26 protein-coding genes, 1 pseudogene and 1 riboswitch are annotated in these 22,543 nt (G+C 73.0%); of the genes and pseudogenes, 15 read left to right on the forward strand and 12 right to left on the reverse strand.

Translation table 11 applies throughout. The features are described 5' to 3' along the window. The 4 genes from PV341_RS29570 to PV341_RS29585 all read left to right on the forward strand — a co-directional run. A partial coding sequence (locus tag PV341_RS29570) for a response regulator transcription factor (protein WP_500359436.1) occupies window positions 1-256 on the forward strand: 256 nt, incomplete at its 5' end. Between the two features lie 94 nt (window positions 257-350). After that, complete coding sequence (locus PV341_RS29575; RefSeq protein WP_500332139.1) at window positions 351-1,193, forward strand: helix-turn-helix domain-containing protein; 843 nt, start codon at window positions 351-353, stop codon at window positions 1,191-1,193. Between the two features lie 85 nt (window positions 1,194-1,278). Beyond that, the gene (locus PV341_RS29580; RefSeq protein ID WP_500332140.1) at window positions 1,279-2,220 is read left to right on the forward strand and encodes a helix-turn-helix domain-containing protein; all 942 of its coding nucleotides are present in this window, start codon (window positions 1,279-1,281) and stop codon (window positions 2,218-2,220) included. Window positions 2,221-2,430: 210 nt separating this feature from the next. Then, window positions 2,431-3,420: a malate dehydrogenase gene (locus PV341_RS29585; RefSeq protein WP_500332141.1), complete on the forward strand. Its 990-nt coding sequence runs from the start codon at window positions 2,431-2,433 to the stop codon at window positions 3,418-3,420. 75 nt (window positions 3,421-3,495) lie between these two features. Here PV341_RS29585 and pdxR read toward each other — a convergent pair whose 3' ends face one another. Continuing rightward, window positions 3,496-4,956 (reverse strand): MocR-like pyridoxine biosynthesis transcription factor PdxR, encoded by a 1,461-nt coding sequence (pdxR, locus tag PV341_RS29590; protein ID WP_500359438.1) that lies wholly within the window; start codon window positions 4,954-4,956, stop codon window positions 3,496-3,498. A gap of 50 nt (window positions 4,957-5,006) precedes the next feature. Here pdxR and PV341_RS29595 point away from each other — a divergent pair, with 50 nt between their 5' ends. Beyond that, window positions 5,007-5,525 carry a carboxymuconolactone decarboxylase family protein gene (locus PV341_RS29595; RefSeq protein WP_500332143.1) on the forward strand — a complete coding sequence of 173 codons (519 nt, stop codon included), beginning with the start codon at window positions 5,007-5,009 and terminating at the stop codon, window positions 5,523-5,525. Window positions 5,526-5,571: 46 nt separating this feature from the next. On the opposite strand, the gene rocD is transcribed toward PV341_RS29595, so the two are convergent. Beyond that, entirely contained in the window at window positions 5,572-6,777 is a 1,206-nt protein-coding gene (rocD, locus tag PV341_RS29600) for an ornithine--oxo-acid transaminase (protein WP_500332144.1), read from the reverse strand. A gap of 131 nt (window positions 6,778-6,908) precedes the next feature. After that, window positions 6,909-6,995: riboswitch (ZMP/ZTP riboswitch) on the forward strand. Between the two features lie 30 nt (window positions 6,996-7,025). Between rocD and PV341_RS29605 the strand changes: the two genes are divergently transcribed. Continuing rightward, window positions 7,026-8,468 (forward strand): glycine hydroxymethyltransferase, encoded by a 1,443-nt coding sequence (locus tag PV341_RS29605; RefSeq protein ID WP_500359439.1) that lies wholly within the window; start codon window positions 7,026-7,028, stop codon window positions 8,466-8,468. Window positions 8,469-8,518: 50 nt separating this feature from the next. Here the strand turns inward: PV341_RS29605 and PV341_RS29610 are convergent, their stop codons facing one another. From PV341_RS29610 to PV341_RS29625, 4 genes are all read right to left on the reverse strand, one after another. Beyond that, window positions 8,519-9,241: a hypothetical protein gene (locus PV341_RS29610; protein ID WP_500332146.1), complete on the reverse strand. Its 723-nt coding sequence runs from the start codon at window positions 9,239-9,241 to the stop codon at window positions 8,519-8,521. Window positions 9,242-9,341: 100 nt separating this feature from the next. Beyond that, window positions 9,342-9,857 carry a hypothetical protein gene (locus PV341_RS29615; protein ID WP_500359440.1) on the reverse strand — a complete coding sequence of 172 codons (516 nt, stop codon included), beginning with the start codon at window positions 9,855-9,857 and terminating at the stop codon, window positions 9,342-9,344. 32 nt (window positions 9,858-9,889) lie between these two features. Further along, window positions 9,890-10,063, reverse strand: a complete 174-nt coding sequence (locus PV341_RS29620; RefSeq protein WP_500359441.1) for a hypothetical protein — start codon at window positions 10,061-10,063, stop codon at window positions 9,890-9,892. Continuing rightward, window positions 10,060-10,620 carry an RNA polymerase sigma factor gene (locus tag PV341_RS29625; protein ID WP_500359442.1) on the reverse strand — a complete coding sequence of 187 codons (561 nt, stop codon included), beginning with the start codon at window positions 10,618-10,620 and terminating at the stop codon, window positions 10,060-10,062. The genes PV341_RS29620 and PV341_RS29625 overlap by 4 nt, the downstream gene beginning before the upstream one ends. Before the next feature lie 143 nt (window positions 10,621-10,763). Here PV341_RS29625 and trpS point away from each other — a divergent pair, with 143 nt between their 5' ends. The 4 genes from trpS (at window position 10,764) to PV341_RS29645 (ending at window position 14,962) form a co-directional block, all read left to right on the forward strand. Continuing rightward, window positions 10,764-11,777 carry a tryptophan--tRNA ligase gene (trpS, locus tag PV341_RS29630; protein ID WP_500326538.1) on the forward strand — a complete coding sequence of 338 codons (1,014 nt, stop codon included), beginning with the start codon at window positions 10,764-10,766 and terminating at the stop codon, window positions 11,775-11,777. A gap of 172 nt (window positions 11,778-11,949) precedes the next feature. Beyond that, window positions 11,950-12,549, forward strand: coding sequence for a 2'-5' RNA ligase family protein (locus PV341_RS29635; protein WP_500326540.1), 600 nt, complete (start codon window positions 11,950-11,952; stop codon window positions 12,547-12,549). A gap of 46 nt (window positions 12,550-12,595) precedes the next feature. Then, window positions 12,596-13,996 (forward strand): pyridoxal phosphate-dependent decarboxylase family protein, encoded by a 1,401-nt coding sequence (locus tag PV341_RS29640; protein WP_500326542.1) that lies wholly within the window; start codon window positions 12,596-12,598, stop codon window positions 13,994-13,996. A gap of 33 nt (window positions 13,997-14,029) precedes the next feature. Then, window positions 14,030-14,962 (forward strand): YihY/virulence factor BrkB family protein, encoded by a 933-nt coding sequence (locus PV341_RS29645; RefSeq protein WP_500326544.1) that lies wholly within the window; start codon window positions 14,030-14,032, stop codon window positions 14,960-14,962. Between the two features lie 21 nt (window positions 14,963-14,983). Here PV341_RS29645 and PV341_RS29650 read toward each other — a convergent pair whose 3' ends face one another. Continuing rightward, window positions 14,984-15,556, reverse strand: a complete 573-nt coding sequence (locus tag PV341_RS29650; protein ID WP_500326545.1) for a 3'-5' exonuclease — start codon at window positions 15,554-15,556, stop codon at window positions 14,984-14,986. Continuing rightward, on the reverse strand, window positions 15,532-16,014 hold the full coding sequence (locus PV341_RS29655; RefSeq protein WP_500359443.1) for an ATP-binding protein: 483 nt from the start codon (window positions 16,012-16,014) through the stop codon (window positions 15,532-15,534). The genes PV341_RS29650 and PV341_RS29655 overlap by 25 nt, the downstream gene beginning before the upstream one ends. Window positions 16,015-16,111: 97 nt before the next feature. On the opposite strand from PV341_RS29655, the pseudogene PV341_RS29660 reads away from it, so the two are divergent. Together PV341_RS29660 and PV341_RS29665 are read left to right on the forward strand one after the other, a co-directional pair. After that, window positions 16,112-16,880 (forward strand): annotated as a pseudogene (locus PV341_RS29660) (helix-turn-helix domain-containing protein). After that, window positions 16,877-17,080 carry a DUF397 domain-containing protein gene (locus tag PV341_RS29665; protein ID WP_500326551.1) on the forward strand — a complete coding sequence of 68 codons (204 nt, stop codon included), beginning with the start codon at window positions 16,877-16,879 and terminating at the stop codon, window positions 17,078-17,080. Before PV341_RS29660 ends, PV341_RS29665 begins: the two are co-directional and overlap by 4 nt. On the opposite strand, the gene PV341_RS29670 is transcribed toward PV341_RS29665, so the two are convergent. The 3 genes from PV341_RS29670 to PV341_RS29680 form a co-directional block, all read right to left on the reverse strand. Beyond that, entirely contained in the window at window positions 17,049-17,435 is a 387-nt protein-coding gene (locus PV341_RS29670) for a DoxX family protein (protein WP_500326553.1), read from the reverse strand. The two genes, PV341_RS29665 and PV341_RS29670, sit on opposite strands and share 32 nt — an antisense overlap. A 65-nt stretch (window positions 17,436-17,500) precedes the next feature. Then, entirely contained in the window at window positions 17,501-17,719 is a 219-nt protein-coding gene (locus PV341_RS29675; protein ID WP_500326555.1) for a hypothetical protein, read from the reverse strand. 297 nt (window positions 17,720-18,016) lie between these two features. Next, window positions 18,017-19,516 carry a D-alanyl-D-alanine carboxypeptidase family protein gene (locus PV341_RS29680; protein WP_500326557.1) on the reverse strand — a complete coding sequence of 500 codons (1,500 nt, stop codon included), beginning with the start codon at window positions 19,514-19,516 and terminating at the stop codon, window positions 18,017-18,019. Between the two features lie 185 nt (window positions 19,517-19,701). Between PV341_RS29680 and PV341_RS29685 the strand changes: the two genes are divergently transcribed. From PV341_RS29685 to PV341_RS29695, 3 genes are all read left to right on the forward strand, one after another. After that, window positions 19,702-19,950: an SCO4848 family membrane protein gene (locus tag PV341_RS29685; RefSeq protein ID WP_018561248.1), complete on the forward strand. Its 249-nt coding sequence runs from the start codon at window positions 19,702-19,704 to the stop codon at window positions 19,948-19,950. After that, window positions 19,947-21,191 (forward strand): metallophosphoesterase, encoded by a 1,245-nt coding sequence (locus PV341_RS29690; protein ID WP_500359444.1) that lies wholly within the window; start codon window positions 19,947-19,949, stop codon window positions 21,189-21,191. Before PV341_RS29685 ends, PV341_RS29690 begins: the two co-directional genes overlap by 4 nt. A gap of 118 nt (window positions 21,192-21,309) precedes the next feature. Next, window positions 21,310-21,714 carry an ATP-binding protein gene (locus tag PV341_RS29695; RefSeq protein ID WP_500326825.1) on the forward strand — a complete coding sequence of 135 codons (405 nt, stop codon included), beginning with the start codon at window positions 21,310-21,312 and terminating at the stop codon, window positions 21,712-21,714. Window positions 21,715-21,762: 48 nt separating this feature from the next. Here PV341_RS29695 and PV341_RS29700 read toward each other — a convergent pair whose 3' ends face one another. Then, window positions 21,763-22,401, reverse strand: a complete 639-nt coding sequence (locus tag PV341_RS29700) for a TetR/AcrR family transcriptional regulator (RefSeq protein WP_500359445.1) — start codon at window positions 22,399-22,401, stop codon at window positions 21,763-21,765. Window positions 22,402-22,543: the final 142 nt, after the last annotated feature.

A 22,543-nucleotide genomic window follows, 5' to 3' on the forward strand; every position in this document is an offset into this window, starting at 1 on the left:
CCCCGGTGCCCCGCCCGTCGGCGCGGACCGCGCCCCGCCCGCCGAACTGGCGGCGCTGACCGCGCGGGAACTGGAGGTGCTGCGGCTGATCGCCCGTGGCCTGTCGAACCCGGAGATCGCCGACCTGCTCTTCATCAGCGAGGCGACGGTCAAGACCCACCTCAACCGCACGATGTCCAAGCTCGACCTCGGCAGCCGCGCCCAAGCGGTCGTCCTCGCCTACGAGACCGGACTCGTCACCCCGCGGGGAGCATGAGGATTCTCCGGATTTCATGCATCGAGCGTATGTGCGTCGCTACCGTGGGTTGACCGACGGAGCCGGGGGGTGCGTGGTGGCACGCTGGGAGCCATTGCCCGAGACACTGGACGGTGGCGCGCGCCGTCTCGCCGTGCACCTGCGCCGGATGAAGGACCGCAGCGGATTGAGCGTCCCGGCGCTCGCCGCGCACACGGCGAGCAGCACCGGGGCCTGGGAGCAGTACCTCAACGGCGTGCGGATCCCGCCGCGTGACGCGGTCGAGGTGCTGGGCCAGCTCAGCGGCGCCGACTACGACCGGCTGATCGCTCTGTGGGAGCTCGCCGACCGCGGGGTCACCGACACCATGAAGGGCTTCCCGTACGCCGACCCGCTCGACCCGCTGGCCCCCGTCGAGGGGATGCCCCGGCACGCCCTGCGGCGACGGCGCAAGGCCCTGCTGACGGTCGCCGGCGGGCTGGTGCTGGGCGGGGTGTTCGCGCTGCTCGTGGCGAGCGGGGTGGCCACCGACGGGACCGGGCGGGCCGATGCGCCGCTGGCTGCCCGCCCCACGGCCAGCGTGCCGGCCGGTCCCGCGCCCTCCGCCACGGGTTCCGCCGGGTCCGCCGTCACCTCCTGGCCCGGGTCGGTCCCCCCGGCGCAGGCGACGGACGCGCGGGCCTCCCGTACCGCGGGCGCCATGTCCCCCGACGGCGGCACGCCCGCGGCGCAGGTGGCGGAGACCGGCGGGGTGTCCTCCGCCCCGGGCAAGGGCCCGCACACGCCGCCCGTCACGGGCGGGACGACGACGGCGGCACCCGGTGGCGGCGCCCCCACCACCCAGGCACCGCCGCCCGCGACGAGCGCCCCGGCGGCGGCGCCCTCCCCCTCCCCGAGCCGCAGCTCCGGCAAGGGGCTCTGCCTGGGCCTGATCATCCTGGGCATCTGCATCGGATGACGGGCGCAACCGGACGGGCCGCCCCAAGCATCTCCAACGGTAGCCTTCCGGGACAGAACGGCAACAGCAAGAGGGGGAACGGGAGATGGCCCGCTGGCGGCCACTGGCCGATGACCTGGACCCGCGGGTACGGGAGTTCACCGAGCAACTGCGGCGCCAGGTCGACCGCGGCGGCCTGAGCGTCGCGGCCCTCGCCGAGGCGACCGGCTACAGCAGGAGTTCGTGGGAGCGGTACCTCAACGGCCGGCTGCTGCCGCCCCGTTACGCCGTGGTCGCCCTCGCGGAGGCGACGGGGGCCGACCCGGCGCACTTCACCACGATGTGGGAGGTCACGGAGCGGGTCTGGAGCCGTGCCGAGGGCCGACACGACGTCACGATGGAGGCGCTCCGGATCGCCGAGGCCCGCGCCGCGCTCGGGGAGTTCGGCCCGGCCCCGGGTCCGGCTCCGGCCCCTTTCGCTTCTGCTCCCGCGTCCACTTCTGCTTCTGATGCTCCTTCTGGTTCTGCTTCTCCCTCCGCTTCCGCGGTACGGCGCCATCCGGTCGTGCTCTTCGTGGTGGGCGCCGTGGCCGTCGTGCTGGCGGTGGTCGGCGCCACCTTCCTGACCGGCGGCGAGGGAGGGGACGACCGCGCGCGGCCCGGCCCGTCCCCGACCGCCCGGGCGGCCGGACTGCCCGCGGGCGTGAAGTGCACCGGCCAGGACTGCACCGGCAAGGACCCGGAGGGCATGGGGTGCGGCGGCGGCAACGCCCGTACGGCCGCGGCGGCCTGGGTGGGCGGCGCGTACGTCGAGATGCGCTACAGCCGGGTCTGTGCGGCCGCCTGGGCCCGCATCTCCGCCGGGGCCACCGGCGACACGGTCAGCGTCACTGAGGCCGGCGGGGCCCGCCGCTCCCAGCGCAGTCGCATCGGCCAGGACCCCGCGGCGTACACGCCGATGCTCGCCGTCCGCACCCCCGGCGCCGCCCGCGCCTGCGCCACCCTCACCACCGGCCCCCACGGCTGCGCCACACCCCCGCCGGGCTGACGACCGCCGCCGGCCCCGCGGGCCGTGCGGCGTCCGGGCCGGCCCCGCTGCGCGGGGGCGGTGACCGGGGCCACACTGGGGGTGGCAGCCGCCACGACGGCACGGGTATAGCCTGGCGTGGGTCTCTTGACGCCGAGAGATCCCCGTTCCGGGGCAAGGGACGCTGCCGGGGCGGCAAGGGATCCAGCAGGAGAAGGCCAGGAGAAGGCAATGACTCGCACTCCCGTCAACGTCACCGTAACCGGAGCGGCCGGCCAGATCGGCTACGCGCTGCTCTTCCGCATCGCCTCCGGCCACCTGCTCGGCCCCGATGTCCCGGTGAAGCTGCGGCTGCTGGAGATCACCCCGGCGCTCAAGGCCGCCGAGGGCACCGCGATGGAGCTGGACGACTGCGCGTTCCCGCTGCTCCAGGGCATCGACATCTCCGACGACCCGAACGTCGCCTTCGACGGCACCAACGTGGGCCTGCTCGTCGGCGCCCGCCCCCGCACCGCCGGCATGGAGCGCGGGGACCTGCTGGAGGCCAACGGCGGCATCTTCGGCCCGCAGGGCAAGGCCATCAACGACCACGCCGCGGACGACATCCGCGTCCTCGTCGTCGGCAACCCGGCGAACACCAACGCGCTCATCGCGCAGTCCTCGGCCCCGGACGTCCCGGCCGACCGCTTCACCGCGATGACCCGCCTGGACCACAACCGCGCCATCTCGCAGCTGTCGAAGAGGACCGGCGTGCCGGTGAGCGAGATCCGCCGCCTCACCATCTGGGGCAACCACTCCGCCACGCAGTACCCGGACATCTTCCACGCCGAGGTCGCAGGCAAGAACGCCGCCGAGACCGTCAACGACGAGAAGTGGCTGGCCGAGGAATTCATCCCCACCGTCGCCAAGCGCGGTGCGGCGATCATCGCGGCCCGTGGCGCGTCCTCCGCCGCGTCGGCCGCCAACGCCGCGATCGACCACGTCTTCACCTGGACCAACGGCACCGCCGAGGGTGACTGGACCTCCGCCGGTGTCGTCTCCGACGGTTCCTACGGCGTGCCGGAGGGCCTCATCTCCTCCTTCCCGGTGACCGCGAAGGACGGCAGGTTCGAGATCGTCCAGGGCCTGGACATCAACGAGTTCTCCCGTGCGCGCATCGACGCCTCGGTCAAGGAGCTCGAGGAGGAGCGCGACGCGGTCCGCGGCCTCGGCCTCATCTGAGTCCGGGACGCCGAGTCCCACGAACGGCCCTCCGCCGCGCCCCGCACGGGCGCGGCGGAGGGCCGTTCCGTGTGCTCAGCCGGTGTGCGCGGCGAGCAGCGCGCACAGGACCTCCAGGCAGCCGGAGAAGGCGTGCTCGGGCGGTGCGCCGTAGCCGACGACGATCGCGTCGTCCTCCGTGCCGCCGAAGTCGGTGATGCTCTGCAGGCCGAGGCCGTGCTCGCGCGCCCGTGCGACCAGCGCGTCGGCCGAGGTGCCGGGCGGCAGCCGCAGTACGGCGTGGAGGCCGGCGGCGATGCCCGACACCCGCACGGCGGGGGCGCGGGCGGCGAGCGCGGTGACGAGGCGGTCGCGGCGGCGGCGGTAGTGCAGCCGCATCCGGCGCACGTGGCGGTCGTAGCCGCCGGAGACGATGAGTTCGGCGAGGGTCAGCTGGTCGAGCACGGGGGACTGGTGGTCGGCGAGGACCTTCTCGGCGATTACGGGTTCCACGAGGGCGGGCGGCAGGGCGAGCCAGGCCAGCCGCAGCCCGGGGGCGAGGCTCTTGCTGGCGGTTCCGGCGTAGACGACGTGCTCGGGCGCGAGCCCCTGCAGGGCGCCGACCGGCTGCCGGTCGTAGCGGAACTCCCCGTCGTAGTCGTCCTCGACGACGAGGCCGCCGGTGGCGCGGGCCCAGGCCACCGCGGCCGTGCGCCGCGCGGGGGAGAGCGGGGCGCCGTACGGGAACTGGTGCGCGGGCGTGAGCAGCGCGGCGTCGACGCCGGCGTCGAGGAGGGAGACCTGCGCCCCGTCGTCGTCGACGGGCAGCGGGACGGTGGTGAGCCCCGCCCTCCGCACGATGCGCAGGGTGTGTGGGTAGCCGAGCGCCTCGACGGCGACGCTGCGGGCCCCCCGGGTTCGCAGGGCACGGCCGATCAGCCCGGCGGCCTGGACGAAGCCCGTGCACACCACCACGAGCTCCGCGGTGGTGCGCACGCCGCGCACCCGGCCCAGGTACGCCGCGAGGGCCTCGCGCAGTTCGGGGCGGCCGCGCGGGTCGGTGTAGCCGAGGGCCTCGTTGGGCGCGGCCGCCAGGGCGCGGCGCGCGACGGCGGACCACGCGGCGCGGGGGAACGAGCCGAGGTCGGGCGAGCCGGGTCGCAGGTCGTACGGGACCTGTTCCCGGGGTTGCGGCGGTCCGGCCGGCTCCGGGGTGCCGGCGGGGTCCGCGGTGCCCTCCGTTTGCGGTGCGGTGGCGCGGGCGTGGCCGCCGCGGCGCGGGGCGGCCGCGCGCCAGCCGTCGCCGACGCGTGTGCCGGAGCCCTGGCGGGCGGTCAGCCAGCCCTCGGCCACCAGCTGCCCGTAGGCGTCGGCGACGGTGTTGCGGGCGACGCCCAGGTCCTTGGCGAGCGTCCGGGAGGACGGCAGCCGGGTGCCGGGGGAGAGCCTGCCGTCGCGCACGGCCTCACGCAGCGCGTCCTCGAGCCCGGCGCGCGCACCGGTGCCGCCGGCGAGGTCCAGATGGAGGTCGACCCCTGAAATGGCCCAATCGTTCACCCTCCAAGTGGACCACGGGCCGAGGCCACCTTGTCACTACGTTGGGTCGCATGACGATGATCACGACTTCCGCCGGCGCTCCGTCCGACCTCGGCCCGGACGACCTGGTGCCCGCCCACGCGCCGCGCATGGTGCTCGGCAAGGCTGCCCCCGACTTCTACAAGGCGATGATCGCGCTGGACGCGGCGGCGGCCAGCGGCCTGGACCCCGTGATCAAGGAACTGGTCAAGGCCCGTGCCTCGCAGCTCAACGGCTGTGCGTACTGCGTGGACCAGCACCTGAACGACGCCCGCAAGCTCGGGCTGACCGAGCAGAAGCTCAACGGGCTCACCGTGTGGTGGGAGACCCCGTTCTTCACCGTGCGTGAGCGTGCCGCGCTGGCGCTGAGCGAGGCGGTGACCCGGCTCGGGGAGCGTGGCGTCCCGGACGAGGTCTACGACGAGGCCGCCCGGGTCTTCGACGAGGAGGAACTGGCCCGGCTGATCGCCATGTGCGTCACCATCAACGCCTGGAACCGCATCGGCGTGACGACGCGGATGTCCCCGGCGGTCCGCCCCGACGGCGTCTGACCGCCGGGGCACACCCCTGGCCGGACCCGGACCCGGTTCCCGGGGCTCAGGCCGACAGCACGGCCCGCAACTGGTCGAGACCCCAGTCCAGGTCCTCCTTGGAGATCACCAGCGGCGGCGCGAGCCGGATCGTGGAGCCGTGGGTGTCCTTGACCAGGACACCCCGCTCCAGGAGCCGTTCGGAGACCTGCCGGCCGGTGCCGTGCTCCGGGGCGATGTCCACGCCTGCCCACAGACCGCGGCCGCGGACCTTCGTGACGGCGCCGCTGCCGGTCAGCAGTGCCAGCTCGTGGTGAAGGTGGTCGCCGAGTTCGGTGGCCCGCTGCTGGTACTCGCCGGTGCGCAGCATCGCGAGGACCTCCAGGGCCACCGCGCAGGCCAGCGGGTTGCCGCCGAAGGTGGAGCCGTGCTCGCCGGGCCGGTAGACCCCGAGCACCTCCGCGGAGGACACGACCGCCGAGACGGGGACGACGCCACCGCCGAGCGCCTTGCCCAGCACGTACATGTCCGGGACGACGCCCTCGTGCTCCGACGCGAAGGTCCGGCCCGTCCGGCCCAGTCCCGACTGGATCTCGTCGGCGATGAAGAGGATCCCGCGCTCCTCGGTGAGCCGGCGCACGCCCGCCCAGTACCCGGCGGGCGGCACCAGGACCCCCGCCTCGCCCTGGATGGGCTCCATCAGCACGGCCACGGTGCGGTCGTCCAGCGCCGCCTCCAGCGCGGCCAGGTCGCCGTACGGGACGACCTCGAAGCCGGGGGTGTACGGGCCGAAGTCCGCGCGGGCCTCGGGGTCGGTGGAGAAGCTGATGATGGTGGTCGTCCGCCCGTGGAAGTTGTCCGCGGCGACGACGATCTTGGCCTGGCCGTCCGGTACGCCCTTGACCCGGTAGCCCCACTTGCGGGCCGTCTTCACCGCCGTCTCGACGGCCTCCGCACCGGTGTTCATCGGCAGCACCATCTCCATGCCGCACAGGTCGGCCAGCTCGGTGCAGAAGCGCGCGAAGCGGTCGTGGTGGAACGCCCGCGAGGTGAGCGTCACACGGTCGAGCTGGGCCTTGGCGGCCTCGATGAGACGGGCGTTGCGGTGCCCGAAGTTCAGCGCCGAGTAGCCGGCGAGCATGTCGAGGTAGCGGCGGCCCTCGACGTCCGTCACCCAGGCGCCTTCGGCGGAGGCGACGACGACCGGGAGGGGGTGGTAGTTGTGGGCGCTGTGCGCCTCGGTGGCGGCGATGTGCTCGGCGGCGGTCGACACGTGAATGCTCCGTTCGTGGTACGTCGGGAGTTGTGGCGCTGGGGCCCGGTGGGGCCCCTTTCTATCGTCGCTCGTCCCGGATGCGAAGAAACCTCGCGCCGGGCGGCTTCCCCACGGGCGTTGCTAGGCTGGCCACGGGTCGTGACTGGCGCGCTGGGATGGGATTGACCATCGGGGAGCGGCCCGTGAACTGTGTGCCGTGCGCCTGGGCCGTCCCGTATGCCGTGCCGTGCAGCAGGAGGTCTGACATGACGAGTGGTTCCACCGAATCCACCGCCTTCCGCAGTGCCCTTGAGGTGATCAGGGGCGTCGAGCCGCGCGTGGCCGATGCCATCGGCCAGGAGATCGAGGACCAGCGTGCCTCGCTCAAGCTCATCGCCAGTGAGAACTACGCCTCCCCGGCCGTGCTGCTGACCATGGGCAACTGGTTCAGCGACAAGTACGCCGAGGGCACGGTCGGCCGCCGCTTCTACGCCGGCTGCCGCAACGTCGACACCGTCGAGGCGCTCGCCGCCGAGCACGCGCGCGAGGTGTTCGGCGCCCAGCACGCCTACGCCCAGCCGCACTCCGGCATCGACGCCAACCTCGTCGCCTTCTGGGCCGTGCTCGCCGCCCGGGTCGAGGCGCCCGCGCTGGAGCGGGCCGGGGCCCGCCAGGTCAACGACCTGGGCGAGGAGGACTGGGCGCGGCTTCGCCACGAGCTCGGCGACCAGCGCATGCTCGGCATGTCCCTGGACGCGGGCGGACACCTCACGCACGGCTTCCGGCCCAACATCTCGGGAAAGATGTTCGACCAGCGCAGCTACGGCACCGACCCCGCCACGGGGCTGCTGGACTACGAGGCCCTGCGCAAGACCGCCCGCGAGTTCCGGCCGCTGATCATCGTGGCGGGCTATTCGGCCTACCCGCGGCTGGTGAACTTCCGGATCATGCGGGAGATCGCCGACGAGGTGGGCGCCACGCTGATGGTCGACATGGCGCACTTCGCGGGCCTGGTCGCCGGCAAGGTCCTCACCGGTGACTTCGACCCCGTGCCGCACGCGCAGATCGTCACCACCACCACGCACAAGTCGTTGCGCGGCCCGCGCGGCGGCATGGTGCTGTGCGACTCCTCGCTCGCCGAGCAGGTAGACCGCGGTTGCCCCATGGTGCTCGGCGGCCCGCTGCCGCACGTGATGGCCGCCAAGGCGGTGGCCCTGGCGGAGGCCCGCCGCCCCGAATTCCACAGCTACGCGCAGCGCATCGTGGACAACTCCCGGGCCCTGGCCGAGGGGCTGCTGCGGCGCGGTGCCACGCTGGTGACCGGCGGCACGGACAACCACCTCGTCCTGATCGACGTCGAGTCCTCCTACGGGATCACCGGCCGGCAGGCCGAGGCCGCACTGCTGGACTCGGGCATCGTCACCAACCGCAACTCCATCCCCCAGGACCCCAACGGGGCCTGGTACACCTCCGGCATCCGCATCGGCACCCCCGCGCTCACCACGCGCGGCCTCGGCACGGGGGAGATGGACGAGATCGCCGGGCTGATCGACCGGGTGCTCACGGCCACGACGGCGGGCGTCACCTCGGCCGGGAAGCCCTCCAAGGCGCAGCACGTGCTGGACGCGAAGGTCTCCGACGAGATCGCGCAGCGCGCGGCGGACCTGCTGGCCGGCTTCCCGCTCTACCCCGGGATCGACCTGAGCTGACCCGCCGCCCGCGCGGGGTGCGTGCCGGCGTGGCCCGCACCCCCGTCGCGTCAGGCGTCGACGAGCTCCTGGCGGGGCCCCTCCTCGGGTGTGTGCCGGGATATCCGGCGCAGGACGAGGAAGGTGCCGGCGCCACCGACGAGCAGGCCGACGCCGAGCCCGGGCAGGGACAGCCACCAGCCGTCCGGTCCGCCGCCGTCCCCGGCCGCCGTGGCCTGCGCGGCGGTGGCGGGGTCATCCGGCGCGGCCGCCGCGGTCTCCTGGACGGTCGTGGCGCCGTCCGGGCCGAGCGGGTAGTCCGGGGCGCTGACGCCGAGACCCTTGTCGGACCCCATGAGGCCAAGCCGGCCGAGCAGGCGGTCGAGCTCCTCCGGCTGAGCCGCCTTGCGCCACACACCCTGCTCCGGCAGACCCGTGTCGGTCACCGTGCGGGTGTGGACCCAGGCACCGCCGGGACCGTCCGGGTACACGTAGTCCACCTTCCAGACCGACACGTCGTGGATCAGCCACGTCACGGTGACCTGGCGGTGGTGGTCGTTCATCACGTCCGACAGCGAGTCCGGCGGGTCCTCCTTCGGGCCGTCCCCGATGGACTGGTCCAGTTCCTGGTAGTCGGGTGAACTGGCGTAGATGCCCGCGGCCTTGCCGCTGCCCGGAGCGACCAGCATCACGCTGGTCGGCCCGCCCGCGGCCGCCGGGCCCGAACCGCCGACCACGGCGGCGAGCGCCGTGACGGTGACTCCGGCCCAGCTGACGATCCTTCTGATCCGCATCCGGTCCCCCTCTCGCTCGTTCCTCCCCCTGTTACACCGCCCGGGCCCGCCAGGTTCCCGTCCGGGGAAGGGGACCGGGACGAGGCACGCGGAGGAGGCCCTAACGCGGCCGGGCGGACTTCGCGACGGTGACCGCGCGTGCCAGGTCCGGGACGCCCTCCAGGCGCAGCGTCGTCTGCCCGCGCTGCCAGACGAGGGTGGGTCCGGCCGTCCGGGGAGGCTCGCGGCGGGCACCGCCGTCGGGGTCGACGAGCCGGACGTAGTGGGGCTCGGCGAACCACACCCCGTAGTCGTTCCCGGGGCCCAGATCGACCCATTCGACCGCGTCGCCGACCGTCTTGAGGAAGACCACGTCGATCGTGGCCCGGAACTGGTCGAGCCGTACCGTGCGTCCGTCCACCCGCCAGCTCATCGACAGCACCCGCCCCCCGTCGACCACCGACACCCCGTCCGGCTCGCCCAGCTCGGCCGGCACGTACGCCCCGTCCAGCGGCGCGTCCCCCCGCACCGGTGGCGGGGCGCCCGTGCTCGGGCGGGCGGAGGGGTCCCGGTGCACGACGACGCCGCCGAAGCCGAACCAGTCCGCGACCGCGGCCCGCACCGGCGGGGTGAGCACGAGCACCACCAGCAGCCCGCACAGCGCCGCCGTCAGGGCACGCCAGCGCGCCGCGGCGCCCGGGCGCGGGCGGGCACGACGGGGGCCGGCACCGCCTCGGCCAGCAGCCGGGCCAGCACCTGCTCGGCGACGGAGTCGGGTGACGGCGCCGGGATCCGCAGCCGCCGGCCCACCTCGCGCAGCTCCTCCGGGAGACGGTCGGTCATGGGCGCCGCCCCCCGTCGTCGCGCGGGCTGGACAGCACCGGCTCGCCGAGCCCCGCCCGCAGCCGGGCCAGGGCCCGGTGCAGCCGGGACTTCACCGTGCCACGCGGCCAGCCGAGCACCGTCGCCGTCTCCTCCTCGTCCAGGTCCAGCAGATAGCGGCAGGTGACCACCATCCGGTGCGGCTCGCTCAGCGCCCGCACGGCGGACAGCAGCTCCGCCCGGCGTTCCCGCGACACCGCCAGCGACTCCGGGTCGTCCTCCGCGAGGGGCAGGGCCTCCAGCACGGCGTTGCGCTCCACCGCCGACCTCAGACGGCGCGCAGCCCGCCCGGCGTTCCTCGCCTCGTTGGCGACGATCCGCAGCAGCCACGGCCGGAAGGCAGCCCCCTCCTGGAAGGTCGCGAGCGCGCGGTACGCCTTGACGAACGAGACCTGCACCACGTCCTCCGCGTCGGCGCCCGCGCCGAGCAGCACGGCGGTGCGGTGCGCGACGTCCGCGTGCGGGCGCACCAGCTCCGCGTACGCCTCCCGCTCACCGGCGCGTACGCGCGCGATCACCGCCGCCTCCCCCTCCGTGGCGGACCCCCTCCCCTCGCCGGCGCCGCCCCCGTGCGGCTCCCGTCACCCCTACTACACCGCTGCCCGCCCCCGGGTTCCCACCGCGGCCGTGGAATCCGCGCGGACCTGAGAGAATGAGTGCCATGGCTCTCGATCGTCCCCGTGTGCTCTCCGGCATCCAGCCCACCGCAGGTTCGTTCCACCTGGGCAACTACCTGGGCGCGGTCCGCCAGTGGGTGGCCCTGCAGGAGTCCCACGACGCCTTCTACATGGTCGTCGACCTCCACGCGATCACCGTGCCGCAGGACCCGGCCGAGCTGCGCGCCAACACCCGGCTCGCCGCCGCCCAGCTGCTGGCCGCCGGGCTCGACCCCGAGCGCTGCACCCTGTTCGTCCAGAGCCACGTCCCCGAACACGCGCAGCTCGGCTGGGTGTTCAACTGCCTCACCGGCTTCGGCGAGGCGTCCCGCATGACGCAGTTCAAGGACAAGTCCGCCAAGCAGGGCGCGGACCGGGCCACCGTCGGCCTGTTCACGTACCCGATCCTGCAGGTCGCGGACATCCTGCTGTACCAGGCGAACGCCGTCCCGGTCGGCGAGGACCAGCGCCAGCACATCGAACTCACCCGCGACCTCGCGGAGCGCTTCAACGGCCGGTTCGGCGAGACCTTCACCATCCCCGGCGCCTACATCGTCAAGGAGACGGCGAAGATCTACGACCTGCAGGAACCGCTGTCGAAGATGAGCAAGTCGGCGGCGTCCCCGAAGGGCCTGATCAACCTCCTCGACGAGCCCAGGACCTCGGCGAAGAAGATCAAGAGTGCGGTCACCGACACCGACACCGTGATCCGCTACGACGAGCAGGAGAAGCCGGGCGTCAGCAACCTGCTGACCATCTACTCCACCCTCACCGGCACCGGTATCCCGGAACTCGAGCAGAAGTACGAGGGCAAGGGCTACGGTGCGCTCAAGACCGACCTCGCGGAGGTCTTCGTGGAATGGGTCACGCCCTTCCGCGAGCGCACCCAGGAGTACCTGGGCGACCCGGAGACGCTGGACTCGGTCCTCGCGAAGGGCGCCGAGAAGGCCCGGTCCGTCGCCGCGGAGACCCTGGCGAAGGCGTACGAGAGGATCGGCTTCCTGCCCGCGAAGCACTGACGGCTCCTTCCGCGCCCGTGGACGCCCGGAAAGAGGGGCCTTAGGTCCCGCGCAGGTGTGACGGACGACGCTCGCGCGGGAGGCCGCGCGCGCGTCACACTGGCAGCTGACGCAGTGGTGTCGTACGGCGTGCGTACGATGCCGCGAACCGACCCGGGGAAGGGGTGAACACGTGGGAAACCGCATGATCGGCGTGTCGATCGCGGTCCCCGAGCCTTACGGCAGCCTGCTGCAGCAGCGCCGCGCCGGCTACGGAGACCCGCTGGCGTACTGCATCCCGACCCACGTCACGCTGCTCCCGCCCACCGAGGTGGACACGGCGCTGCTCCCGGCCTTCCGGGAGCACCTCGCCGAGGTCGCCGCCACCGGCCGTGCCTTCCCCATGCGGCTGGAGGGCACGGCCAGCTTCCGGCCGGTCACCCCGGTCGTCTACGTCGAGCTCGTCCAGGGCGGCCTCGACTGCGCCGACCTGCAGGAGCGGGTCCGCTCCGGCCCGGTCCGGCGCGAGCTCCAGTTCCCGTACCACCCGCACGTCACCATCGGCCACGGCATCCCCGACGAGGCGCTGGACCGCGCCGAGACGGAGCTGTCCGACTTCGTCGCCACCTGGACCGTCAGCTGCTTCTCGCTGTACGAGCAGGACGACGAGGGCGTCTGGCGCAGTGTGCGGGACTACCCCTTCGGCGGCGCCGGGCATCCCCTCGTGCCGCACCAGCCCGGTGCGTGCGAGCCGCTCAGCCCGGCTCCCGCGGGAGGACCACCGCACGCGTGAGCCCGCCGGGCGGAGCCGCGCACGACCGCCCGCCTACGCTGCCGCCATGCACCCCACACTCGCCGCGGACCGCGCACACCTCCCCGAACTCCTCCAGGCGGTAAGGGACCTGGCCGCCCGTGAGCTGGCGGCCGTCGACGACCGGCCGGCCGCCCGCCCCGGGCCCGCACCCGAGCCGCAGCCCCTCCCCGTCACCGGGACCGGCGCCGACGGCGCGCTCGCGCTCTTCGAGCAGCGCTGGGCACCCGGTTTCTCGGGCAGCGCCGGACCGCGCTACCTGGGCTTCGTGACCGGGGGAGCGACCCCCGCCGCCGTCGCGGGGGACTGGCTCACCAGTACCTACGACCAGAACGTCTCGGCGGGCGGCGACTCCTCCGCCGCCGCCCTGGAACGCGAGACCGTCGGCTGGCTCCGCGCGCTGCTCGGCCTCGGCGCGGAGCACAGCGGTGCCTTCGTCACCGGTGCGACCGTCTCCAACACCGTGGGCCTCGCCGTGGCGCGCGAGTGGCTCGGCGAACGGCGGGGGCTGTCCGTGTCCCGCGACGGGCTGACCGCGCTCGGCCCGGTGACGGTGCTGTCCGGAACCCCGCACTCCAGCATCGGCAAGGCCCTGTCCGTGCTCGGCCTCGGCCGGTCGTCCCTGACCCGCGTACCGGTGCTGCCCGGTGGCCGCGAGGCGGTGGACGTCGGCCGCCTCGCCGCGGCGCTGGAGTCGCTGGAGGGCCGCCCCGCCGTCGTGGTCGCCAACGCGGGCACCGTCAACACCGTCGACTTCGACGACCTGCGCGCGATCGCCGCCCTGAAGGAGCGCCACGACTTCTGGCTCCACGTCGACGCCGCGTTCGGCGGCTTCGCCGCGCTGTCACCCGCGTACGCGCACCTCGCCGAGGGGATCGACGCCGCGGACTCCGTCTGCGTCGACCTCCACAAATGGCTGAACGTGCCCTACGACGCCGCCGTCCAGTTCACCCGCCGCCAGGACCTCCAGGTCCGGGTCTTCCACAACGACTCGCCCTACCTGGGCCTGCCGTCCCTCCCCGACCCGGACTTCCTCCACCTCACCCCCGAGAACTCCCGCCGGCTGCGGGCCCTCGCCGCCTGGTTCTCCCTCACCGCCTACGGCAGCGAGGGCCACCGCGAGGTCGTCGAACGCAACGCCGCCTGCGCCCGGCGCCTCGGCGAGCGCATCGAGGCCGACCCCCGTCTGCGGCTGCTGGCCCCCGTCCGGCTCAACGTCGTCTGCTTCACCCTGGCCGACGACCCGACACCCGGGCGCGTCGACGCGCTCGTCCGCGCCGTCGCCGTCTCCGGGGAAGCCTTCCTCACCCCGACGGTCCTCCACGGCGTGCCCGCCGTGCGGGCGGCCTTCAGCAACTGGCGTACATCCGAGGCCGACACGGACCGTGTCCTGGACGCGATCACCACCGCGACGACGACCGCCACCTAGAGTGCACGTCGTGACGGAGGGTAGGCGCGCGGTATGGAATGGCTGACTCGGCTCCCAGTGATCGGACCGTGGATCGCGCGGCTCATGCGCACCCACGCCTGGCGCACGTACGAACATCTGGAGGACGTGCACTGGACGAGGCTCGCCGCCGCCATCACCTTCGTCAGCTTCGTCGCGCTCTTCCCGCTGCTGACGGTCGGCGCCGCCGTCGGCGCGGCCCTGCTGTCCCCCGGCCGGCTGAAGGAACTCGAGGACAAGCTGGCCGAGCAGGTCCCCGGCATCGCCGACCAGCTCAACATCGGCGGGCTCGTCGACAACGCGGGCACGGTGGGCACCATCGCCGCCGTCCTGCTGGTCGTCACCGGCGTCAGCTGGGTCGGCGCCCTGCGCGACTGCCTCAGGGCGGTCTGGCACAAGGACGACGAGCCCGAGAACCCCTTCGTCCAGAAGCTCAAGGACTTCGGCGTCCTGGTCGGCCTGGGTGTCGTCGCCCTGCTCTCCGTCGCCTGCTCGGCCCTCGCCGGGACGGCCGTCGGCCGTCTCGGCGACGCCATCGGCCTCGACGAACACGGTCCGGGGCGGGCCCTGTTGTCGGTGGCGGGCTTCTGCATCGCCGTCGTCGTAGACCTGTTGATCCTCGCCTACCTGCTCACCCTGCTGCCCGGGGTCACCCCGAACCGCCGCGACGTCGTCGTGGCGAGCCTCATCGGGGCGATCGGCTTCGAGGCGCTGAAGCTGCTCATCAGCGGCTACCTGCAGAGCGTGGCCACCAAGAGCATGTACGGCGCTTTCGGGGTGCCCATCGCGCTGCTGCTGTGGATCAACTTCACGGCGAAGCTGCTGCTGTACTGCGCGGCCTGGACGGCCACCCCGCACAGCGCCGAAGCGGCCGCCGCCCGCAAGGACGAGCCGGGTGGGCCGGGCGGGCCGGAGCACGCGCGGCCCGAGCGGCCCGAGACTGCCTGACGACGCGGAAGGGCCCGGCCGTCAGTAGGCCGGTGTCGCAGGCCAGGCGCCCCGGCGCGCCAGGTCCACGACGAGGGCGGCGATGTTCCACGCGTCGTCCTCGCCGCGGTGGTGGCGGCCTTCGAGGGGCAGCCCGACGAGCCGGAGCGCCTCCGCCATGCCGGGGCGCTTGGTGAGGCGGTGGGCCTGGGTGAAGAGCGTCTTGACGTTGATGTGCCGGCCGCCGAAGGGGTACGTCGTACCGGTCGCCCGGCACTGCCGGTTGAACTGGTGACGGTCGTAATCGCCCCAGCTCGCCCACGCCCGCGACCCCGCCCGGTGCTCGACGGCGAGCAGCTTGCACGCGTCCGCGAAGTCCAGGCCCGAGTCCACCTCGGCCTGCGTCAGGCCGGTCAGTTGTGTGCAGAAGGGGCTCACGGCGGAGCGCGCGGGCCGTACGAGGACGCGGTGGCGGGCGACGCGCTCGCCCGCGACGAGGTCCACGACGGTCAGCCCGATCTCGATGATCTCGCTCACCGAGCCTTGCGGCGGCTCGCCGTCCCAGCACGTCGCCTCGACGTCGATGACGTTCAGGAGTCCCAGGTCACTGTCCATGGCGCGAACCCTACGTCGAGATCAGGCCACTGGTCACTACTGTTTACGGATGGTTTTGTCACTCTGAGTTCGAACCAGACCGTTTTACCGATGCCGTACGGCCGAGGTTGAACGTTCCAGGCGTCGGCGAGCAACTCCACGAGCGCCAGCCCGCGTCCCGACTCGTCCGTCGCCGACGCCTGCCGCGGTACGGGCGGGTCGTCGCCGGCGTCGCAGACCTCCACCCGCAGGGTCCCCGAGGCCAGGGCGGCGCGAGCGGCGATCCGCCGGTCCGGTGGGACCCGCGCGTGGCGGACGGCGTTGCCCATCAACTCGCTCAGCAGCAGGACCGCGGTGTCCGTCGCCTCGGCGCCGAGGCCCCACACGAGGGCCTGTTCCCGCAGCCTGGCCCGCGCCCGCCCGACGCTGCGCGGGTGGCGCGAAAACCACCACGCGGCAGGGGGAGTTGTCTCGTCCATGGCTCAAAAGTGCAGGTCGTGGCGTACCGTCGGGAGTAGCGGCGCGAGTACGGAGGGTGGTTGTACCCGAGTGGCCAGTGAGGTGTCCCCGCCCCCGATGGCGTGGCGGTACTGCGGCAACCAGGGTCAAGCTCTGGCGCGAACACGCCGGCGTCACGCGCGAGCAACTGGCCGACGAGGCGGGGTACGGCTACGAGACCGTCAAGTCGATGGAGCAGGGGCGCCGCCGCCCGACGCAGCGGCTGCTCCAGATCGCCGACGGGCTGTGCGGGGCACAGGGCAAACTCACGGCGGCGGAGGCGTTCCTCGCCCCGGAGAAGTACCCGACCTACGCCCGGGACTACATGCGGTACGAGGCCGAGGCGATCGCCGTCAACTGGTACGAGAGCCAGTCTCCAATGCGAGGCGTACGTGCGCACGTTGCTCTCGTCCCATTGGCCACCGCTTGACGAGGAGACGCTCGAAGAACGGGTGACGGCGCGGCTGGAACGCCAGTTGATGCTGGACAACCGAACCCGCTCGTTCAGCTTCGTGATCGAGGAGTCTGCGCTGCGCTCCTTCGCGGTCCCGGCGCACACCGGGAGCAGCTGCGGACGTTGCTGGTGCGGGGGCGGACCCGGAACGTCACCATCCAGGTCATGCCCGCGGAGCGGGGCCTTCATCCCGGCTTGCACGGCCCGTTCGTGTTGCTGGAGACCGCCGAGCACCAGCACCTCGTCTACGAGGAGGGGCAGACCACAGGAGTCCTCTATGCGGACCCGGCGCGGGTCAGTATCGTCATGCGGCGCCACGACATGATCACCCGCCAGGCCCTCGGCCCCGAGGAGTCCGCGCGGTTCATCGAAGACTTGGCGGAGAGGCCATGACCGACGGGCTCGTGTGGTTCACGTCCAGCTACAGCAATTCCGAGGGCGGCGCCTGCGTCGAGGTCGCGTTCGGCCGCGGCGCGGTCCTGGTGCGGGACTCCAAGGACCGGGTCGGGGCCCGGCTGACGTTCACGCCCGGCGCGTGGGCGGACTTCGTGGCGTACGCGGTCACGCGCGGCGCAGACGACGCCAGGCGATGACCCCCATCAGGGCTGCGATGACGATGGGCGTGGCCGCGTTCTTGCCGTCGAAGTAGACGACCTGGAAGGTGAACGCGCCGGCCATCAGTCCGATGAAGGCCACCGCGGCGATCCCGGCCACGCGCGGGACGACGAGGCCGATGGCACCGGCGAGTTCGAGGGCGCCGATGAGGTACATGAACCAGTTGCCGTAGCCGATGGTGTCGAAGCTCTCGGCGGCCGAGGAGTGCGCGATGAGCTTCGGCGTGGCGCTGGCGAGCGCGAAGAACAGGGCGAGCAGGATCTGCAGCGCCCACACGGCGGTGTTCGCCCGGCTGCGGTCGCGGGGCGGGGCGGTCGTGGTGGTGGCGGTCATCGTGGTCTCCTCCGGTGTCGGGTGTACGCGGAGGTGGACCGGCCGGCCGCCGGGAACTCATCGGTTCAGCGCAGGAAGTGGGCGACGGTGAACCACGCGGCGGCCAGCACCAGCACGGTGACGAGGATGTAGCCCACGAGGTAGACCCCGGCGAGCACGGCCGCCGGGGCGGCCATGAACCATCCGGCGCGTCCGGCGGGGGTCTTGGCCCGGAGTGCCGAGCGGAGACAGTAGGCGACCGCGACGAGACCCAGGACGAGCCCGAAGACCGACAACATGCCCATGGCGTGCTCCCCTCCCGTACCGGCTTTGCCTGGTTCCTGGGTACCGGCAGGGCGGCCCGCGTGGCAGGGGGCGGTCGCAGCGGGGTGGGCGCACGAGCCGCACGTGCGCCGTCGAGCGCCCCCTGGGCCGGGGGCATGTGCGCATGGCACGACACGACTGCGGCCGGAGGCGGGAGCCATCGGCCGCAGTCCGGCCGCAGGACCGACGGGAACGATCTTCCGGCTCGGGCCGACCTTCGTGGGGCGCCGCCGGCCGGCGAAGCGGGACGTGACGGATCAGGCCACGACGGCCGGCGGTCAGGCCGGACGGTCCGCCGTGGCTTCGTCCTGCGGCGCGGGCGTCTCCCGCTCGGTTTCCTCCGCCGCGGCCGCCTCCTTCGCCTCGTCCGCCTTCTCGGTGGCCTCCTTCGGCCCTTCCTCCGCCTTCGCGGCGTCGGCCTTCGCGGCGTCCGCCTTTCCGGCGTCCGTCTCCGTGTCCGCCTCGGCGGTCTTCGCGGGTGCGTCGTCGCCGGGCTTGGTCGGGGCGGGGATGGCTGCCGTCGACGTCCGCTGCGGCAGCGGCCAGCGGCGCCGTACGAGGAAGGCCAGGGCGGCGACGACCAGGACGGAGCCGCCGGCGAGCGCGAGGGCGGTCCACGCCCCGCCGCCACCGGAGGAGGCGTGCGGGGCGGCCTGGGCCCGCGCCTGCTTGCCGGGGGAGGCGGAGGGTGAGGGCGAGGCCGACGCGATGGCGGACTTCGGGGGCACCAGGGTGCCGACGGGGGTCACCATGCCGTCCGCCTGGAACCCCCAGTCGAGCAGCTTCGCGGCCTCCTTGTAGGCCATGTTGTGACCCTCGCCGGGGTGCATGACGGTCACCAGCAGCGTGCGGTCGCCGCGCTGCGCGACACCGGTGAAGGTGTTGCCCGCCTTGGTGGTGTAGCCGTTCTTCACGCCTGCGATGCCGTCGTAGGTCGCGAGGTCGTAGTCGCCGGAGAGCAGCCGGTTGGTGTTCCGTATCTCGAAGGAGCCGCGCTTCTTCGTGCCCTTCTTGCCCTTCTTCCCCTTGACGGTCTTCCACTCGCCGGGGAACTTGGCGCGCACGGTCGAGCAGTACTCGCGGAAGTCCGCGTTCTGCAGTCCGGCGCGGGCGAAGAGGGTCAGGTCGTACGCCGAGGAGACCTGGCCGGGCATGTCGTAGCCGTCGGGGGAGATCACGGTGGTGTCGTCCGCCTGGAGGTCCTCGGCCTTGCGCTGCATCTCCAGGACGGTCGCGTCCACGCCGCCGTTCATGGAGGACAGGACGTGGACGGCGTCGTTCCCCGACTGCAGGAAGACACCGAGCCACAGGTCGTGGACGGTGTAGGTGAGGTTCTCCTTGATGCCCACGAGGCTGCTGCCCGCGCCCACGCCGTCGAGGTCGGAGGGCTGCACCTGGTAGGTCTGCGACTTGTCCAGCTTCGGCAGGACCGTGTCCGCGAACAGCATCTTGAGCGTGCTGGCGGGCGGCAGCTCCCAATGCGCGTTGTGGGCGGCCAGCACCTGCCCGGTCTCGGCGTCGGAGACGATCCACGACCGCGAGGTGAGCTTCTCGGGCAGGGCGGGAGCGCCGGTCAGCGGGCTGACCTGGGTGCCGGGCTGTCCCAGCCGTTCCCCGCCGACCGTCGACATCTGCGCGGGCGGCGTCGGGGTCGCGGAGGGGGACGGGGTCTTCGCGTGCGCGACGGGCGCGGCGGTCAGGGCCGTACCACCGGCGAGTGCGAGGGCGGACAGCACCAGGGCGGAACGGCGCGCGGCGCGGGGGGAGGAGTTCGGCACGATGAGAAGTTACAGGCCGTCCGGGACCTGCGGCAGGCGTGGGGGGCCGATCGGGCCGTGACCGATCCCACGTCCCGGATGTGCAACCGGGCGGTGCCCACGGGCGTCTTGGGCGGCGGCTCGCGGTACGGGCGGCGGAACGACCCCGGGGGAGGGGGCCGCACGGCGGCCCGCATACTGGTCGCATGAAGCTCAGCCGCCCCGTGTCCTGGTTCCTGACCGCCTTCGGGGTGTGGAGCTGGATCGTATGGACGACGTTCGTCAAGAACCTGTGGAAGGACGCCAGTGGGCTCGCCTTCGAGGGCGGTGACCACGGCTCGCCCACCACGTACTTCTGGGTGCATCTGACGCTGGCGGTGACCTCCCTCGTGCTGGGCACCGCGATCGGCGTCCTCGGCGTCCGCGGTCTGAGAGCGCTGCGGGCCGCCCGGTGATCCTCGTGGTGGTCGCCGTCGTCGCGGCCGTCCTGGCCCTCCTCGGCGGGGTGCACTACTACCTGTGGCGACGGCTGGTCCGCGACGTGTCCGTCCCCGGGGGCTGGTGGCGGCGGACGGGGACGGTCCTGGCGGTCGTCCTGCCGCTGCTGAGCCTGGGCGCGCTGGTCGGCGGGCGGGCGCTGCCGCTGGCGGCCGAGCGTTGGCTGGCCTGGCCGGGCTACCTGTGGCTGGCGGTGCTGCTGTACCTGACGCTGGCGGTACTGGCAGGTGAGGCCGTACGGCCGCTGCTGCGGGGCGCGCTCGAACGCAGGGACCGGTCCCGGGACGCGCGGGAGGCCGGGGCCGGGGCCGCCGAGCCGGCCGGGCAGGACACCGCGGATCCCGGGCCGCGGCCGGAGCCCGCACCCGCCGGGCAGACGAGGCGGCTGTTCGTCGCCCGTACGGTCGGTGCCGCGGCGGCCGTGGCCGCGGGGGTGACGGTCGGCCAGGGCACGTACGGAGTGCTGCGCGGCCCGCGCCTGAAGTACGTCACCGTGCCGCTCGCCAAGCTCCCCGCGAGCGCGGACGGCTACCGGATCGCCGTGGTGAGCGACATCCACCTGGGCCCGATCCTCGGCAAGGCGCACACCCAGCGGATCGTGGACACGATCAACGGGGCCCGCCCGGACCTCGTCACCATCGTCGGCGACCTGGTCGACGGCTCGGTGCCGGAACTGGGCGCCGCGGCGGAGCCGCTGGCCCGGCTCCGGGCGCGGGACGGGAGCTTTTTCGTCACCGGCAACCACGAGTACTTCTCCGGGGCCGCACCCTGGATCGACTTCGTGCGCGACCTGGGCGTCCACCCGCTGGAGAACGCCCGCACCGAACTCGCCGGCTTCGACCTGGCCGGGGTCAACGACATCAGCGGCGCGGACCACGACCACGCCCCCGACTACACCAAGGCGCTCGGCGACCGGGACACCGCGCGGGCGGTCGTGCTCCTCGCCCACCAGCCGGTGATGATCCACGAGGCGGTCCGGCACCACGTCGACCTGCAGTTGTCCGGACACACCCACGGCGGGCAGCTGTGGCCCGGCAACTACATCGCGGAACTGGCCAATCCCACGGTGGCCGGCCTGGAGAGCTACGGCGACACCCAGCTGTACGTGACCCGTGGCGCGGGGGCCTGGGGCCCGCCGGTCCGCGTGGGCGCGCCCTCGGACATCACGATCGTGACCCTCGCCTCACCGCGCGCCTGAATGTGGCCGGAAAGTTCTCACCGAGTGAGAACAATCCGACACGGAGCGCATTCCCCGCGCCGAAACTGGTAAGGGATGGCGCAACGGAAGGGGGGCGTTCGCTCATGGGGAGAGTGACCTGATGAGGCGCAGTGCGTTCCGGCTGCCCCGGCACCCGACGTCGGTCGGGCTGGCCCGGCACCGGGTACGTGATCACCTGGAGGGCTGGGAGCAGGAAGGCGGGACCGTCGAGTCGGTCGTCCTGGTCGTGTCGGAGCTGGCGACCAACGCCGTACGGCACAGTCCCCTCCTGGAGCGGGAGTTCGAGGTGGCGGTGACCGTCCACAGCGACGGTTCGTGCGTCGTCGAGGTCTCCGACGGCGATGCGCAGTCCCGCCCCGTGCCGCGCGACGCGGGGGACGGTGACGAGTCGGGGCGCGGTCTGCGGCTGGTGCAGGCGCTCTCGGACACCTGGGGCGTCCGGGAGCGCGGCCGGTACGGCAAGACGGTCTGGGCGGTGCTGGCCGAGCCCGCCGCGGGCTGACGGGGGTGCTCCGTACGACCGGTGGGGGAGGTGGAGCGGCGGGCCGGCTCAGCGCCGGAAGAGGAACTCCGAGAGCAGCTCGCGGATCTCACGCACGATCGGCCGCAGCAGCCGGTAGCGGGAGAGCCTGAGGATCCGCGCGCCCAGCGGAGCGGTCCGCGCGACCAGCCGGCGGGTGCGCTCGGTGTCGGGGGAGTGGTCGAAGACCCAGTAGACGACGATGCCCATCTGGTACATCCACATCAGCTCGGGCAGCACCTCGGCCAGTTCGGCGTCGACCTTGATGTCGGAGCCGGAGAGCACCCGTTCGTGGATGGAGATGGCGGCGTCGCGGGCCGGGTGCGACTCGGGGGAGAAGGGGCTGAGCGGGCTCGCCGGGTCGGCGGCGTTCTTGAAGAACTGCGCGGCGAACTGGTGGTAGGGGCGTGCCACGTCGATCCAGGAGGTCATGACGGTGAGCAGCCGCACCGCCAGGTCCCTGTCCCCGCCGCCGTCCAGGAGGCCCTGGACGGCGGCCGCGTGCTCGGCGGCGAGGCGGTCGTAGAAGCCCTGGACGAGGTGTTCCTTCCCCGCGAAGTAGTAGTAGGCGTTGCCGACCGAGACCCCGGCCTCCTTGGCGATGGCGCGCATCGTCGTCTTGTCGTAGCCCCGTTCCTCGAACAGCCGCATGGCCGTCTCGAGGATCAGGGCGCGCGTCTGCTCGCTCTTGGGGGGCCCTCTATACCCATTTGGAGTCTCCCGCCAAAAGCCCTGTTTAAATCTCGGTGGGCGCCGGTTCACTGAAAAAAAAAAAAGCATAACAAGAAGACAAAGGAGGAAAGCAAAAAGA

Source organism: Streptomyces sp. PA03-1a (genome assembly GCF_033792805.1).
Taxonomy (GTDB): Bacteria; Actinomycetota; Actinomycetes; order Streptomycetales; family Streptomycetaceae; genus Actinacidiphila.